The organism is Rhodococcus sp. 05-2254-2 (assembly GCF_002259095.1).
Classification (GTDB): Bacteria; Actinomycetota; Actinomycetes; order Mycobacteriales; family Mycobacteriaceae; genus Rhodococcoides.
In genome coordinates this window covers 296414-312206 of record NZ_NOZJ01000009.1, presented here as the reverse complement: position 1 = coordinate 312206, position 15793 = coordinate 296414, and the positions used below count along the sequence as shown (strand labels likewise).

Genomic DNA, 15793 nt, shown 5'->3' with positions numbered 1-15793 from the left:
CGATCATGTCCCTATCGAGCAGCGAACCCGCGCCGTCGGATTCGACCGTCCCGCCCAGCGCGACACCACGGTTTCGTGCCGGGCGGGAAGGCCGAAAGTTCCGTGGCCCGGGATCGGTCGGTCCGCTCGGCCTCGGCGTCGCGGTGTTGTGGCTCAGCGTCATCGTGCTGCTTCCGTTGGCGGCGTTGACGGTTCAGTCGTTCGACGACGGTCTCACCGGCTTCTGGAACGCAGTCACCGAGCAACGCGCGCTGGCCACGTTCAAGGTGACGTTGCAGGTGTCGGTGGCCGCGGCCGTGGTCAACCTGTTTCTCGGCACGCTGATCGCGTGGGTCCTGGTTCGTGACGAGTTCCCGGGCAAGCGTTTCGTCAACGCCCTGATCGATCTGCCGTTCGCACTGCCGACCATCGTGGCGAGCCTGGTTCTGCTGTCGCTGTACGGTCCGGCGAGTCCGGTCGGGTTGGTGTTCAACGCAACCAAGCCCGCGGTGATCGTCGCGCTGCTGTTCGTCACGTTGCCGTTCGTGGTGCGAGCGGTTCAGCCGGTGCTGATCGAGCTCGACAAGGACGTCGAGGAGGCCGCGGCCTCGCTCGGCGCGAACAACTGGACCATCTTCCGTCGCATCGTCCTGCCGGTCCTGCTGCCGGCGATCCTCAGCGGTGGGGGGCTCGCCTTCGCGCGCGCCATCGGTGAATTCGGGTCGGTGGTGCTCATCGGCGGCAACATCCCCAACGACACACAGGTGGCGTCCCAATACATTCGTGAGCTCATCGAGTACGACCGTCCCACCGACGCGGCGGCGATCTCGGTAGTGCTGCTGGCGATCGCGTTCGCGGTGCTGTTCGTACTGCGCGTGGTCGGCAATCGCTTGGCCCGACGTGAGGAGCAGATCTCGTGAAAATCGGTCTGCCGATCAAGCTGACGCTGCGCACCGTGGCTCTGCTGTATCTCGCCGTTCTGGTGCTCTTTCCACTCGGCACCATCCTGTTTCGCACGTTCGAGGACGGCGTCGTCGCCTTCTGGGAGCAGATCACCACCCCGGCTGCGCAGTCGGCACTGCAGCTGTCGTTGTTGATCGTCGCGATAGTCGTTCCGATCAATATCGTGTTCGGTGTGGTGACCGCCCTGGCGCTCGTGCGCGGACGGTTCCGCGGCAAAGGTGTTCTGGAAGCCATCGTCGATCTGCCGTTCGCGGTGTCGCCGATCATCACCGGCGTTGCGCTGATCCTGCTGTGGGGTGCCAACGGATGGTTCGGCGGCGTCGAAAGCCTCGGCTTCAAGGTGATTTTCGCGCTTCCTGGCATGGTCATCGCGACGATCTTCGTCACGCTGCCGTTCGTCGTGCGCGAGGTCGAACCCGTGCTGTACGAGATCGGTGAGGAGCAAGAGGAGGCCGCCTCGACGCTCGGTGCGTCGTCGTGGCAGACGTTCTGGCGCATCACTCTTCCGGCGATCCGGTGGGGGTTGACGTACGGCGTCGTACTCACCGTCGCACGGTCGCTCGGCGAGTTCGGTGCGGTGATCATGGTCTCGACCAATTTGCCCGGCATTTCCCAGACACTCACGCTGCTGGTCAATTCACGGTACGAGGACTTCAATCAACAGGGCGCGTACGCCGCGTCCACACTGCTCATGGCGATAGCCGTCGTCGTGCTGCTGTTGATGACGGCCCTCGACAAGAAGAGGACGAAGTAATGACCGAGACATCCCCCGAGATCGAGATCTCCGTCGTTGGCGGCAACAAGCACTACGGCGACTTCGCCGCGCTCGACAATGTCAGCATCGACATTCCCAAGGGGTCGCTGACGGCACTGCTCGGCCCCAGTGGCTCGGGCAAGTCGACGCTGCTGCGCTCCATCGCCGGGCTCGAACAACTCGACTCCGGTCGGGTGGTGCTCGCAGGCCAGGATGTGACGTGGGTGAGCCCGCAGCGCCGCGAGATCGGATTCGTCTTCCAGCACTACGCGGCGTTCAAACACCTCACGGTGCGAGACAACGTCGCGTTCGGCCTGCAGATTCGCAAGCGGCCCAAGGCCGAGATCGCCAAGAAGGTCGACGAGTTGCTCGAGATCGTCGGGCTGGCCGGTTTCCAGAGCCGCTACCCGGCGCAGCTGTCCGGTGGACAGCGCCAGCGCATGGCGTTGGCTCGCGCTCTCGCCGTCGACCCGCAGGTGCTGCTGCTCGACGAGCCCTTCGGCGCGCTCGACGCCAAGGTGCGCGCCGATCTCCGTACGTGGCTGCGTCGACTGCACGACGAGGTGCACGTCACCACCGTGCTGGTGACCCACGATCAGGAGGAGGCGCTCGACGTCGCCGATCGGATCGCGGTGCTCAACAAGGGTCGCATCGAACAGGTGGGCAGCCCGGAAGATCTTTACGATCGCCCGGCCAACAACTTCGTGATGTCGTTCCTCGGTCAGGTCGCCAAGCTGAACGGACTGCTCGTGCGACCGCACGACATTCGCGTCGGACGCGACCCGTCGTTGGCGCAGGCCCAGGCCAGCGGGACGGCCGAATCGGCCGGTGTCACGCGTGCCGTCGTCGAGCGGGTGGTGCACCTCGGCTTCGAGGTGAAGGTCGAATTGAAGAACGCGGCCACCGGTGAACTGTTCGCGGCGCAGATCACCCGCGGCGACAGTGAGGCTCTCGGTCTGCGCGAGGGCGAGACGGTGTACGTGCGAGCGACTCGGGTGCCGAAAATCGCAGACGCTAGCGATGCCGACGCGATTGCTGGTGCACCGGTTCGTTGAACCGGTGCGGTAGAGCGTTCGGCTCCGGTGTTGCACCAGCTCGTGCCGCAGGAGTGGAGCCTGCGGAACGACCCATCGAGACTGCGGAGTCGTAGCGCCGCGACACCAGATCTGCCAGCGCTGGATGTGCTCCGATGACCTCGGCGTGCACCACGTTCGGTAGGCCTGCGACCGAGGCTTCGATCCTGTCGGTGAGCAGTCCGGGGGCCAGGAACCAGGGTGCCACGACGATGCGGTCGGCTCCCAGTGCGCGCAGCTGTGCGATCGCATCGGTGGGGGACGGGGAGACCGAGGTCGCAAAGCAGGTCACAGCTCCGGCCCAGTTTGTTCCGGCGAGCAGTTTCTGCGCGATCACTCGGGTGCGCTGATTCGCCGGTGCCACCGAGGAGCCGACCGCGGCAAGAGCGATTCCGACCGTCGAATCGGTTACTGCGACACGGGTGTCGGTGATGCGGTCGCGGACTGCGTCGATGAGGAGTCGGTCGTCTCCCAGAACGTCGGCTTGCGTTATCGAGACGTGCGGGTGTCGCGTTCTCGCGGCCTGCAGTAATTCGGGCAGATCGACTTTTGCGTGAAAAGCTTTGCCCAGCAACATCGGAACTGCGACGATGCGTGCGTGTCCGGCAACGGCCAGGTCGTCGACCACCTGATCGACGCCGGGCTCGGAGAGATCGAGAAACGCCACGCGCACGTCCAGATCCGGTCGCCGCCGACGCAGGGCGTCGACGGCGCGGTGGATCGTCGCGCTCGAGCGCGGGTCACGGCTGCCGTGTGCAACCGCGATCAGTGCGCTCACGCCGGAACTGCCGACCCCAGCTCGACGGCAGCCAGAGCGTTGCCCACGAGCCCGGCAGCCAACGTGTTGCCGCCGGTCGGATCGATCAGCAGGAAGCTGCCCGTGTGCCGGTTGACGGCGTAGTCGTCTGCCACGATGGGTTCGGCGACGCGCACCGAGATTCGGCCGATCTCGTTGAGCTCCAACGACTCCGGACCTTCGTGTGCGGTGAGCTCCTGCTCGTCGAATCGCTCGATCAGGGTCCCGACGATGGCCTGGGTGGTGCGAGTGCCGTGCTTGAGCAGCAGGCGAGCGCCCGGGCGGAGCGGCTTCTCGGCGAGCCAGCACACCGTGGCCTCGAAGTCGCCGATCGGCTCCGGTGCGTCCTGCGGGGAGGCGATGGTGTCGCCGCGTGAGACGTCGACATCGTCGGCGAGTACGAGGGTGACACTGCGTCCGGCATGAGCGGAACGCAATTCCCCGTCCGCGGTATCGATGCGCTCGACTGTCGTTCGGGTGCCGGAGGGCAGGATGACGACCTCGTCGCCGACGTCGACGGAGCCCGCCGCGACCTGGCCGGCATATCCGCGGTAGTCCGGGAACTCCGCTGTGCGAGGCCGGATCACGTACTGCACGGGGAATCGCAGACCGACCCGGTGCGGTTCGGCGTCGACCGGAACCGACTCGAGGTGCTCGATGAGGGTGGGTCCGTCGTAATACGGGGTCTTGTCCGACTTCACCGCGACGTTGTCGCCGTGCAGTGCGGACACCGGGATCTCGATGACGTCCTCGCTGGACCAGCCGAGGGAGGAGGTCAGCGAGTTGAACTCGGCCGAGATCTCGGCGAACACCGTTGCGGGGTCCTCGACCAGATCGATCTTGTTGACCGCGAGTACCAGGCGCGGAACGCCGAGCAGAGCGAGAACCGCTGCGTGCCTGCGGGTCTGCGTGATGACACCCTTGCGGGCGTCGACCAGCAGGATGACGAGCTGAGCCGTCGAGGCACCGGAGACGGTATTGCGGGTGTACTGAACGTGGCCGGGGGTATCGGCCAGTACGAACGAGCGGTGCGGCGTCGCGAAGTAGCGATAGGCGACATCGATGGTGATGCCCTGTTCACGCTCGGCGCGCAGGCCGTCGACCAGGAGGGACAGGTCCGGAGTGGCCAGCCCCTTGTCCACCGAGGCCCGAGTGACGGCGTCGATCTGGTCGGCCAGAACGGATTTGGTGTCGTAGAGGAGCCGTCCGACGAGCGTCGACTTACCGTCGTCGACGCTCCCCGCGGTGGCGAGGCGAAGAAGCTGCGTTCCTGTGCTGCTCATCAGAAGTATCCTTCTCGTTTGCGATCTTCCATGGCAGCCTCGGAGACGCGGTCGTCGCCGCGGGTGGCTCCGCGTTCGGTCAGCCTGGACGCGGCTACCTCGGCGAGGATTGCCTCGTTGTCGGCGGCCTCGGACAGCACTGCGCCGGTGGTTGATCCGTCGCCGACGGTGCGGTAGCGCACCGACAGGGTCTGCAGCTCCTCGTTCTCGGCCGGTCCGCCCCAGACGCCGGGCGTCATCCACATGCCGTCACGCTGGTAGACGGGTCGCTGATGGGCGTAGTAGATGCTCGCCAGTTCCACGTCGTCACGGGCGATGTAGCGCCAGATGTCGAGTTCGGTGAAGTTGCTGAGCGGGAACACGCGCACCTGCTCGCCGGGGGAATGCTTGCCGTTGTACAGGTTCCACAGTTCGGGTCGCTGCTTCTTGGGCTCCCACTGGCCGAATGCGTTGCGCAGCGAGAAGATCCGCTCTTTCGCACGGGCCCGCTCCTCGTCGCGTCGGGCACCGCCGAAGACGGCGTCGAACCGATTTTCGGAGATCGCGTCGAGGAGGGGCACGGTCTGCAGCGGGTTGCGAATGCCGTCGGGGCGCTCGGTGAGGCGTCCGTCGGCGAGATACTCCTCGACGCTGGCCACGTGCAGACGCAGGTTGTATTTGGCGACCACGTGATCGCGGAAGTCCAGCACCTCCTGCAGGTTGTGTCCGGTGTCGACGTGCAGCAGTGCGAACGGCAGGGGAGCGGGCCAGAACGCCTTGATCGCCAGGTGCAGCAGAACGGTCGAGTCCTTGCCGCCGGAGAACAGGATGACGGGGCGCTCGAACTCGCCCGCCACCTCACGGAAGATGTGGATGGCCTCGGATTCGAGTGCGTCGAGGGTGTCGAACCGATCTGCGTCGAGATGGGTCCGACCGACGGTGGCCGAGGTGAGATCGAGTGTCATGAGGCGTGCAACCCACATTCGGTCTTGGCCTTGCCGGCCCAACGACCGCTACGCGGGTCGGCTCCGGGGGCAGGTTTGACGGTGCACGGTGCGCACCCGATGGACGGATAGCCTTCGTCGACGAGGGGATTGACCAGAATCGAATGTTCGTCGATGTAGGCCTGCATCTGCTCGTCGGACCACGGCGCGATCGGGTTGATCTTGACCAGACCGAAGGCGTCGTCGAACGAGATGAGCGGGGCGTTGGCGCGGGTGGGGGCCTCGACCCGGCGGATACCGGTGACCCAGGCGCTGTAATTCGCCAGTTCCTTCTTCAGCGGGGCGACCTTGCGCATCGCACAGCAGCGATTGGGCTCGCGGGCGAACAGGTCCTTGCCGTCGATCGCATCCTGTTCTGCGACAGTCTTCTCGGCTCGGGCGTTGACGACCCGGACGCCGTAGACGGACTCGACGGCGTCGCGCGTCCCGATGGTCTCGGCGAAGTGGTAGCCGGTGTCGAGGAACAGCACGTCCACACCGGGATGAACCTGTGCAGCGAGGTGAACGAGCACCCCGTCCTGCATGTTGGAGGCAACGATGAAGTCGTCACCGAAGTTGTCCTCGGTCCACTGCAACAACTCCAGCGGACTCGCCCCGTCGAGTTCGCGGGCACCGCGCTCGGCGATGTCCTTCAATTCCTCCACCGTCAAATTCAACCTGGTACTCATCGCAAATCCGCCTCGTCTGCTCGCACGGCCCACTGAGCGAACCGTTCGCCGTCCTCGCGGTGCTTGTCGAAATTGCGCACCACTCTGTCGATGTAATCTCCCAGCTCGGAGCTGTTGACCTTGTGCTGGCGCAACTTTCGGCCGAACGCACTGTCCAGTCCGAGGCTGCCTCCGAGATGAACCTGGAAACCCTCGATCTGATTCCCGTCCCCGTCGTCGACCAACAGGCCCTTGAAGCCGATGTCGGCGATCTGCGACCGTGCGCACGAATTGGGGCAGCCGTTGATGTTGATGGTGATCGGCACGTCGAGTTTGCTGTTGATGTCGGACAGGCGCTCTTCGAGCTCGGGGACGAGAACCTGTGAGCGCTTGCGGGTTTCGGCGAACGAGAGCTTGCAGAACTCGATGCCGCTGCACGCCATCAGATTCTTGCGCCAGTGCGAGGGCCGGGCAGGTAGGCCCAACGCATCGAGGTCCGAGATCAGCTGCTCGAGCGTTTCGTCGGGAACGTCGAGGACGATCAGCTTCTGGTACGGCGTGAATCGCACGCGATCCGACCCGGCCTTCTCGGCGGCGTCGGCGACGGCGGCGAGGATGGTGCCGGAGACGCGGCCCGCGATGGGTGCCACCCCGACGGCGTTGAGGCCGTTCTTGAGCTTCTGGATCCCGACGTGATCGCGTGGCCGAGCGGGCTTCTCGGGAGCCGGGCCGTCGATGAGCTTGCGGTGCAGGTATTCGTCCTCGAGGACCTGGCGGAACTTCTCGATGCCCCAGTCCTTGATGAGAAACTTCAGGCGCGCCTTGGTACGAAGCCTGCGGTAGCCGTAGTCACGGAAGATCGAGACGACGCCTTCCCATACGTCGGGAACGTCCTCGAGCGGAACCCAGACGCCGACTCGCTGCGCGAGCATGGGGTTGGTGGACAGGCCGCCGCCGACCCACAGGTCGAGTCCGGGCCCGTGCTCGGGATGCACGACGCCGACGAACGCGCAGTCGTTGATCTCGTGCACCACGTCCTGCAGGCCCGAGATCGCCGTCTTGAACTTGCGCGGCAGATTGGAGTACTCGGGCTTGCCGATGTAACGCTCGACGATCTCGTCGATGGCGGAAGTGGGGTCGAGGATCTCGTCGACGGCCTCGCCCGCGAGCGGGGAACCGAGCACCACTCGGGGGCAGTCGCCGCACGCCTCGGTGGTCTTCAGGCCGACCGCTTCGATTCGACGCCAGATCTCGGGGACGTTCTCCACCTCGACCCAGTGGAACTGCACGTTCTCACGGTCGGACAGGTCTGCGGTGTCGCGACCGAACTCCTGGGAGATGCCGGCGAGGACACGCAGCTGCTCGAGGTTCAGTGCGCCCGCGTCGCAGCGGATACGCATCATGAAGTACTTCGCCTCGAGGAGGTCGATGTTGTCGTCACCGGTGAACGTGCCGTCGTAGCCCTGCTCACGCTGGGTGTAGAGGCCCCACCAGCGGAAGCGGCCGCGAAGATCGCCCTTGTCGATGCTGTCGAAACCCTGCTTGGAGTAGATGTTCTCGATGCGGGCTCGCACGTTGAGCGGGTTGTCGTCCTTCTTGGACTGCTCGTTGGCGTTCAGTGGCTCCCGGTACCCCAGTGCCCACTGTCCCTCGGCTCGGCGTTTGGTCGGACGCGGTGTGCGCTCCCGTGGTGTGACGGAGGCAGCGTCGGTGGTCGCGTCGCTGGTCGACGGCATGCATTGCTCCTGCATCTTTGTGCTGGCCGGTACCCGGTACGGGAGCGCAGATCAGTGCTCGCTCGACGACAGTGGGAAACCGGTGGATCGAATGGACGTGCTCGAAGGAGGGCTGGTCAGCAGCCGGTCGTGTATCGACACGACGCGCTGCAGACACGGCCGAGATCGACATGGCGGCGCGCCACGAGTCGAATTCCTGAGTCGGTCACGGGAGTCATTGTGCCACGTCATCGGGGCGATGGACGACCGCGGCGGCTATTTACCCCGATTTCGAGGTAAATAGGCTGGCAGGGCGTGTGGGATCGGGTGTGCCCGAACTCTGGGACACTGGAAGGCGTGAATACCGTCGTACCCGTCCCGTCCACCTTCGAGTTGCCGACCGAGGCGTTCGACGGAGTGGGGGACCGCGCGTTCGGGATCTACGTGCACGTTCCGTTCTGCGCCACGCGGTGCGGGTACTGCGACTTCAACACCTACACGGCGGGTGAGCTGGGCACATCGGCGTCGCCGCAGTCCTGGTTGGAGGGTCTGCGACGTGAGTTGCACACCGCCGCGGGGCTGATGCGGGCCCGCACGGGTCGCGTTCCGACGGCAGACACCGTCTTCGTCGGCGGTGGCACCCCGTCACTGCTCGGGGGCGACGGTCTGGCCGACGTCCTGGGTGCGGTTCGGTCGAGTTTCGGATTGACCGACGGCGGCGAGGTGACCACGGAATCCAACCCGGAATCGACGTCACCGGAATTCTTCGACCGGCTTCGTGACGCCGGCTTCACCCGCATCTCGCTCGGAATGCAGTCCGCTGCACCACATGTGCTTGCCGTCCTCGATCGCACCCACACGCCCGGTCGAGCGGTCGCCGCGGCAAAGGAAGCGCGCGCGGCCGGTTTCGAGCACGTCAATCTCGACCTCATCTACGGCACTCCCGGCGAGCGAGACAGCGATCTGGACCAGTCCCTCGCGGCAGTGCTCGAGGCCGGCGTCGACCACGTCTCGGCCTACGCGCTGATCGTCGAGGACGGCACCGCCATGGCCCGCAAGGTTCGCCGCGGTGAGTTGCCTGCACCCGATGACGACGTGCTGGCGAGCCGATACGAGCGCATCGACACGGCGATGAACGCCGCAGGGCTGTCCTGGTACGAGGTGTCGAACTGGGCCACCGACGCCGACGCGCAGTGCCGCCACAACATCGGCTACTGGGACGGCGGCGACTGGTGGGGCGCTGGGCCCGGTGCACACAGCCACATCGGCGGCACCCGGTTCTGGAACGTCAAACACCCGGCCGCGTACGCCGATCGCCTTGCCGCAGGACAGCTACCGGTGCACGGCAGTGAATTGCTCAGCGCCGAGGATCGACACCTGGAAGAGCTGATGCTGACCGTCCGACTCCGCTCGGGAGTGCCGATGAGGTTGCTCGGGCCGGCCGAGCGCGCCGCTGCCGAACAGACCGTCGCAGACGGGTTGATGGTGCGCCGCGGAGAACGACTCGTGCTCACCGACCGGGGCCGATTGCTGGCCGACGCGGTGGTGCGCACCATCGCTGCCGCCTGAACAGTCTGTTTCAGGCTCCGAGGGCGTCGTAGTCGAACACCCTGGCGTGCAACACCGTTCGATTGCGCAGTGCTGCACGCACTGCGCGATGCAAGCCGTCTTCGAGGTAGATGACGCCGCGGAACTGCACCGCGTGGGGGAACAGATCGCCGTAGAAGGTGGAGTCCTCGGACAGCAATCTGTCCAGCTCGAGCACCTTGGTGGTGGTGACGATCTCGTCCAGACGCAGCTGGCGTGGCGGGATTCTCGACCAGTCTCTGATGGACAGACCGTGCTCGGGGTACGGCTTTCCGTCACGAACACCCTTGAAGATCATCGCGAGCCTCGAGCCGCTGGACCGAATCGAAAGAACGTTTCCACTCGGACCACAGTAAGGCCTTGCACGAGCATGCGTTCGCCGGCTACTAGACTCGAGCGACGATTGGAAACGAGAACGGAGGTGGGCACCGATGTCGAGCACCGACGACAGGCGGTTCGAGGTTCTACGAGCGATCGTGGCGGACTACGTGTCCACCCAGGAACCCGTCGGTTCACGTGCCCTGGTCGAACGCCACAATCTGGGGGTGTCCAGTGCAACGGTGCGCAACGACATGGCCGTGCTCGAGGCCGAGGGGTACATCGCGCAGCCGCACACCAGTTCCGGTCGGGTGCCGACCGACAAGGGCTATCGGCAGTTCGTCGACCGAATAGCGGACGTCAAGCCGCTGTCCGCGGCCGAACGCCGTGCCATCCTCGAGTTCCTCGAGAACGGCGTCGACCTGGACGACGTGCTGCGACGCGGCGTCCGATTGCTGGCTCAGTTGACCCGGCAGGTTGCCGTGGTGCAGTACCCCACGCTGTCGGCGTCCTCGGTTCGCCACCTGGAAGTGGTGGCGCTCACCCCGGCCCGGCTGCTGTTGGTGCTCATCACCGACTCCGGGCGAGTCGATCAGCGCATCGTCGAACTCGGTGACGTCATCGACGACGAGAATCTTGCGCAGCTGCGGCGTCTTCTCGGCGGTGCACTCGAGGGCAAGCGTCTGGCGGCGGCATCGGCTGCGGTGGCCGAACTCGCCGAGAACGCTCCACCTGCGCTACGCGACGCGATGATTCGATCGGCCACGGTGCTGGTGGAATCGCTGGTCGAGCATCCCGAGGAACGCCTGGTTCTCGGCGGGACGGCGAACCTGACGCGCAATGCCGCCGATTTCGCCGGCGACGCGGGGTTTCCCGGATCGCTCAGGGCGGTACTCGAGGCGCTGGAAGAGCAAGTGGTCGTCCTCAAGCTGCTCGCAGTGACGCAGGACACCCGCACCGTCACGGTGCGGATCGGCGAGGAGACGCAGGTCGAGGAAATGCGCGGGACATCGGTGATTTCCACCGGGTACGGGTCGGCTGGCATGGTCCTCGGAGGAATGGGTGTTCTCGGGCCGACCCGAATGGACTACCCAGGAACAATTGCGTCGGTCGCCGCGGTTGCCAGGTACATCGGCGAGGTCCTGGCCGAGCGCTGAGACGAGCGAGAACCGATCGAACGCCGGCGGCGGGGGCACGGACGGCCGGCACACAGCTTCACCGAACGAGATTCATCTTCTAGGACGAGAGAGACGACGTGGCACGGGATTATTACGGGACTTTGGGCGTCGGCCAGCAGGCGACGGACCAGGAGATCAAGCGCGCCTACCGCAAGCTGGCGCGAGAGCTGCACCCGGACGTCAACCCGGACGAGGCCGCGCAGGCTCGGTTCAAGGACATCTCCACCGCATACGAGGTGCTCTCCGATCCGGAGAAGCGTCGCATCGTCGACCTCGGCGGCGACCCGCTGCAGCAGGGCGGCGGAGGCGGCGGCGGTGGTGGATTCGGTGGTGCCGGGTTCGGCGGCGGCCTGGGAGATGTGTTCGAGGCGTTCTTCGGCGGCGGTGCGGGCGGATCCCAGCGCGGGCCCAAGGGGCGCGTCCAGCCGGGAGCGGATTCGCTGTTGCGTACCAAGCTCACCCTGGACGAGTGCGCGACGGGCGTGACCAAGCACATCACCGTCGACACGGCGATTCTCTGCGACCTGTGCACGGGCTCGGGCACCAACGGTGACTCCAAGCCGGTTCGCTGCGATACCTGCGGCGGTGCCGGTGAAGTGCAGTCGGTGCAGCGCTCGTTCCTCGGCCAGGTCATGACCAGCCGCCCGTGCCCCACCTGCCGCGGCGCAGGCGAGACCATCCCCGACCCCTGCCGCAAGTGTGGCGGCGACGGTCGCGTCCGGTCGCGTCGCGACATCTCGGTCAAGGTGCCGGTCGGCGTGAGCAACGGCATGCGCATTCGACTGGCCTCTCAGGGCGAGGTCGGTCCCGGCGGCGGACCCGCGGGAGACCTGTACGTGGAGATCGTCGAACAGCAGCACGAGGTGTTCGTGCGCGACGGTGACGACCTGCACTGCACCGTCCGTGTTCCGATGGTCGACGCCGCTCTCGGCACCTCGGTCAACATCGACGCGATCATCGACGGACCCACCGAGATCTCGATCGATCAAGGCACACAACCGAATTCGACGACGGTGCTGCGCGGTCACGGTATGCCCAAGCTGCGGTCCGGTATTCGCGGCGATCTGCACGCGCACCTGGAGGTCATCGTGCCGACCAAGCTCGACAGCAAGCAGACCCATCTGCTCGAACAGCTCAGGTCGATGCGCGACCGCGACTCGGCGGAGGTCGTCACCACCGGTTCGGCGCACAGCGGCGGCCTGTTCTCGCGGTTGCGGGAAGCGTTCAGCGGTCGCTGATCGATGGCCCCCACGGTCTTCTACCTCTCGCCTCTACCGAACGTCGGCGAGCTCGCGGTGCTCGACGGCAAGGAAGGGCACCACGCCGCGACGGTGAGGCGCATCCGGGTGGGCGAGCGGGTGTTGCTCGGTGACGGAGCGGGCGGCCTGGCCGACACGGTCGTGGCCGCAGCGGAGAAGAACCGACTCGAACTGACCGTGCAATCGCGCAGTGAGATGCCGCGTCCCACCCCGGTGGTGACGCTGGTGCAGGCATTGCCGAAGGCGGACCGATCGGAGCTCGCCGTCGAGCTGGCCACGGAAGCGGGCGTCGATGCCGTCGTGCCCTGGCAGTCGGCTCGTTGCGTCGCACGGTGGGAAGGCCCGAAGGCAGCCAAGGGCGTCGCCAAGTGGCGCAGTACCGCGGCGGAGGCGGCCAAGCAGTCGCGTCGGGCATTCATCCCCGAGGTGTCCGAGCTGCACGATTCGCGGGAGGTCGACGCCTTCGTACGCGGCGTCGTCGAGCGCGGCGGAATCGTCGCCGTGCTGCACGAGGCGGCTACTTCGGTGTTCCGGGACCTGCCGTTCGACTCGGTTCCCGAGGTCGTGATCGTCGTCGGACCCGAGGGCGGTCTCGACGACAGAGAGGTCGCCGCTCTCACCGAGGCGGGTGCGACGCCGGTGGTGCTGGGCCCGACGGTGCTGCGGACCTCGACGGCAGGAGCTGTGGCCCTGGGCGCGCTGGGCGTCCTGACCTCGCGGTGGACCCAACTCCCGCCCGACTTCCAGAACGTATGAGCGCGCGGATGAAGATCGCGTACGGCGATCATCCGGAGCAGTTCGGCCACCTCTACCTGCCGGCCGAGCCGATGGATCACCGGACGCCGGTGGTCGTGGTGGTGCACGGCGGGTTCTGGAGCGGACAGTACGGGTCCAATCTGGGCACCCAGTTCGCCCGCGCAGTCGCCGCAGCCGGAGCGGTAGCGTGGAACATCGAGTACCGACGCGTCGGCGCAGGTGGGCACTGGCCGGAGATGCAGTCCGATGTGACTGCGGCACTCGACGTCGTCGCCGGGGAACTGCAGCACCACGCCCCGGTCGGGATCGACGACGTCCGCGTCATCGGCCACTCCGCCGGCGGCCACCTGGCCGTGTGGCTCGGCGGCGAGACCGGCACGAAGGTCCGCCCGTCGCGCATCGTTTCGCAGGCCGGTGTACTCGATCTAGAGCCGCGCGGTGCCTCGGGACGGACGAACCCGGCGGTTGAGGCGCTGTTGCAGGCCCGATACGAGGACGACCCCGAGCTGTACCGGTCGGCCTCGCCTGCGGCCCGCGCGCCCATCGGCATCCCGACGATCGCCCTACACGGATCCGAGGACATCCAGGTGCCCGCGGCGCAGAGCGAGCGGTACGTAGCGCTGGCGCGCGCTGCCGGAGACGACGCCCGACTGACGATCGTGCCGGGGGAAGACCACTTCGCTTTCCTGAATCCCGATTCCCGGTGTTGGGCGCTCTCGCTCGACGCGGTGATCGGTGCCACCAGCGAGTAATGGGAATGCGCATCGTTGCTGCGGCGTTAAACTCGATCCATACCAAATGCACGTCCGAGAAGCCGACACCAGAGAGCAGGCCATAGCCACCACGTGAGTGAACACAGCGAATTTCCCGCCGAGCGTGACGTTCGGTCCACCCTGGAACTCGCCCCCGAAGCAGTGATGCCACTGCTGGGACAGTCCGACGAGAACCTGCGGGCGCTCGAGCAGATGCTGACGGCAGATATCCACGTACGAGGAAACGCCGTGACGCTCACCGGAAAAGTGGCCGATGTGGCGCTGGCCGAACGGGTGATCTCCGAGTTGGCCGCGCTCGCCAAGCGCGCTCAGCCACTGACCCCCGATGCAGTGCGCCGATCGATCGCCATGCTCACCGAGGGCGTGTCGGATTCACCGGCCGAGGTCCTGAGCCTGGACATCCTCTCGCGTCGCGGCAAGACGATTCGGCCCAAGACGCTGAACCAGAAGCGCTATGTGGATGCGATCGACGCCAACACCATCGTGTTCGGCATCGGCCCGGCCGGTACCGGCAAGACGTACCTGGCGATGGCGAAGGCCGTGCAGGCATTGCAGACCAAGCAGGTCAGCCGCATCATCCTGACGCGTCCGGCAGTGGAGGCGGGGGAACGGCTCGGTTTCCTTCCAGGAACGCTGCACGAGAAGATCGACCCGTACCTGCGGCCGCTGCACGATGCGTTGCACGACATGATGGACGACGAGGCGATTCCGAAGCTGATGCAGGCCGGGGTCATCGAGGTCGCCCCGCTCGCCTACATGCGCGGACGCACTCTCAACGATGCATTCATCATTCTCGACGAGGCGCAGAACACCACCGCCGAGCAGATGAAGATGTTCCTGACCCGACTCGGGTTCGGGTCGAAGATAGTCGTCACCGGCGACGTGACCCAGGTCGACCTTCCCGGAGGTGCGCGGTCCGGGCTGCGGGCAGCCTCGGAGATCCTCACCGACGTGGACGACATCCACTTCGCGCAGCTCACCAGCAGCGACGTGGTGCGCCACCGCTTGGTCTCGGAGATCGTCGACGCGTACGAGCGGTTCGAGTCGACATCGGAAGGCGTCATTCCCAACAGGGCGCAACGCCGCACCGGTGGACCGCGTTCGGCGAGAAGATGATTCAGACATACGGACCGACAGATGCAGGCAACGAGAGCGTGGGTAGTGGCTAGATGAGTATCGAAGTGTCCAACGAGTCGGGGATGGACATCTCCGAACCCGAGCTGGTCTCGGTCGCGCGGTTCGCGATCGCCGGCATGGACGTGCATCCCGCTGCGGAACTGTCGATGGTGCTGGTGGATTCGGCAACGATGGCAGATCTGCACATGCGGTGGATGGATCTGCCCGGCCCGACCGACGTGATGTCGTTTCCGATGGACGAGCTGGAGCCGGGCGGTCGTCCCGACGCGCCCGAGCCCGGACCGGCGATGCTCGGCGACATCGTGTTGTGCCCGTCGTTCGCCGCGGATCAGGCTGCCGCAGCGGGGCATTCGCTCGAACACGAGCTCGCTCTGCTGACCGTGCACGGTGTGCTGCACCTGCTGGGTTACGACCATGCCGAGCCGGACGAAGAGAAGGAAATGTTCGAGCTGCAGAACCGTCTGCTGGCCGAATGGTACGAGGACGCCAGGCGCGCAGAGGAGGCCGCCGAACAGGCCGCCCGCGACGCCAGGCTACTCGGCAAGGCCGGTTTCGTGGACGGACTCGACCGATGATCTGCGTCGTCGGACAG

Annotated in this window: 16 protein-coding genes; 10 read left to right on the top strand and 6 right to left on the bottom strand. The window is 66.0% G+C overall.

What is annotated here, in order from left to right; genetic code table 11:
- Positions 1-5: 5 nt before the first annotated feature.
- Genes cysT through CH283_RS16095 form a run of 3 tightly spaced genes read left to right on the top strand, consistent with a single transcriptional unit; the run spans position 6 to position 2751 of the window.
- Complete coding sequence (cysT, locus tag CH283_RS16105; RefSeq protein ID WP_373557644.1) at positions 6-899, top strand: sulfate ABC transporter permease subunit CysT; 894 nt, start codon at positions 6-8, stop codon at positions 897-899.
- A complete protein-coding gene (cysW, locus tag CH283_RS16100; RefSeq protein WP_094640196.1) occupies positions 896-1696 on the top strand; it encodes a sulfate ABC transporter permease subunit CysW in 801 nt (266 codons plus the stop codon). Before cysT ends, cysW begins: the two co-directional genes overlap by 4 nt.
- Complete coding sequence (locus CH283_RS16095; protein ID WP_094640195.1) at positions 1696-2751, top strand: sulfate/molybdate ABC transporter ATP-binding protein; 1056 nt, start codon at positions 1696-1698, stop codon at positions 2749-2751. The genes cysW and CH283_RS16095 overlap by 1 nt, the downstream gene beginning before the upstream one ends.
- On the opposite strand, the gene CH283_RS16090 is transcribed toward CH283_RS16095, so the two are convergent.
- From CH283_RS16090 to CH283_RS16070, 5 genes are read right to left on the bottom strand one after another with little or no spacing between them, the layout of a single operon-like run.
- Entirely contained in the window at positions 2711-3547 is an 837-nt protein-coding gene (locus CH283_RS16090) for a sirohydrochlorin chelatase (RefSeq protein ID WP_094640194.1), read from the bottom strand. The genes CH283_RS16095 and CH283_RS16090 overlap by 41 nt on opposite strands.
- Complete coding sequence (locus tag CH283_RS16085; RefSeq protein WP_094640193.1) at positions 3544-4848, bottom strand: sulfate adenylyltransferase subunit 1; 1305 nt, start codon at positions 4846-4848, stop codon at positions 3544-3546. Before CH283_RS16085 ends, CH283_RS16090 begins: the two co-directional genes overlap by 4 nt.
- Positions 4848-5792, bottom strand: a complete 945-nt coding sequence (gene cysD / locus CH283_RS16080) for a sulfate adenylyltransferase subunit CysD (RefSeq protein ID WP_068052360.1) — start codon at positions 5790-5792, stop codon at positions 4848-4850. Before cysD ends, CH283_RS16085 begins: the two co-directional genes overlap by 1 nt.
- Positions 5789-6499: a phosphoadenylyl-sulfate reductase gene (locus tag CH283_RS16075; protein ID WP_094640414.1), complete on the bottom strand. Its 711-nt coding sequence runs from the start codon at positions 6497-6499 to the stop codon at positions 5789-5791. Before CH283_RS16075 ends, cysD begins: the two co-directional genes overlap by 4 nt.
- Positions 6496-8214: a nitrite/sulfite reductase gene (locus tag CH283_RS16070; RefSeq protein WP_094640415.1), complete on the bottom strand. Its 1719-nt coding sequence runs from the start codon at positions 8212-8214 to the stop codon at positions 6496-6498. The genes CH283_RS16075 and CH283_RS16070 overlap by 4 nt, the downstream gene beginning before the upstream one ends.
- Positions 8215-8550: 336 nt before the next feature.
- On the opposite strand from CH283_RS16070, the gene hemW reads away from it, so the two are divergent.
- Positions 8551-9762, top strand: coding sequence for a radical SAM family heme chaperone HemW (gene hemW, locus CH283_RS16060; RefSeq protein WP_094640191.1), 1212 nt, complete (start codon positions 8551-8553; stop codon positions 9760-9762).
- A gap of 10 nt (positions 9763-9772) precedes the next feature.
- Here hemW and CH283_RS16055 read toward each other — a convergent pair whose 3' ends face one another.
- Positions 9773-10078: a type II toxin-antitoxin system VapB family antitoxin gene (locus tag CH283_RS16055; RefSeq protein ID WP_008715485.1), complete on the bottom strand. Its 306-nt coding sequence runs from the start codon at positions 10076-10078 to the stop codon at positions 9773-9775.
- 133 nt (positions 10079-10211) lie between these two features.
- On the opposite strand from CH283_RS16055, the gene hrcA reads away from it, so the two are divergent.
- The 6 genes from hrcA (at position 10212) to ybeY (ending at position 15776) form a co-directional block, all read left to right on the top strand.
- Complete coding sequence (hrcA, locus tag CH283_RS16050; protein ID WP_027497502.1) at positions 10212-11255, top strand: heat-inducible transcriptional repressor HrcA; 1044 nt, start codon at positions 10212-10214, stop codon at positions 11253-11255.
- Between the two features lie 98 nt (positions 11256-11353).
- Complete coding sequence (gene dnaJ / locus CH283_RS16045; protein ID WP_094640190.1) at positions 11354-12514, top strand: molecular chaperone DnaJ; 1161 nt, start codon at positions 11354-11356, stop codon at positions 12512-12514.
- Positions 12515-12517: 3 nt separating this feature from the next.
- Positions 12518-13291 (top strand): 16S rRNA (uracil(1498)-N(3))-methyltransferase, encoded by a 774-nt coding sequence (locus CH283_RS16040; RefSeq protein WP_094640189.1) that lies wholly within the window; start codon positions 12518-12520, stop codon positions 13289-13291.
- Positions 13292-13299: 8 nt separating this feature from the next.
- Positions 13300-14043 (top strand): alpha/beta hydrolase family protein, encoded by a 744-nt coding sequence (locus CH283_RS16035; RefSeq protein ID WP_255183234.1) that lies wholly within the window; start codon positions 13300-13302, stop codon positions 14041-14043.
- A gap of 93 nt (positions 14044-14136) precedes the next feature.
- Positions 14137-15180 carry a PhoH family protein gene (locus tag CH283_RS16030; protein ID WP_032394544.1) on the top strand — a complete coding sequence of 348 codons (1044 nt, stop codon included), beginning with the start codon at positions 14137-14139 and terminating at the stop codon, positions 15178-15180.
- A 53-nt stretch (positions 15181-15233) separates the two neighbouring features.
- Positions 15234-15776, top strand: a complete 543-nt coding sequence (gene ybeY / locus CH283_RS16025; protein WP_068052336.1) for an rRNA maturation RNase YbeY — start codon at positions 15234-15236, stop codon at positions 15774-15776.
- Positions 15777-15793: the final 17 nt, after the last annotated feature.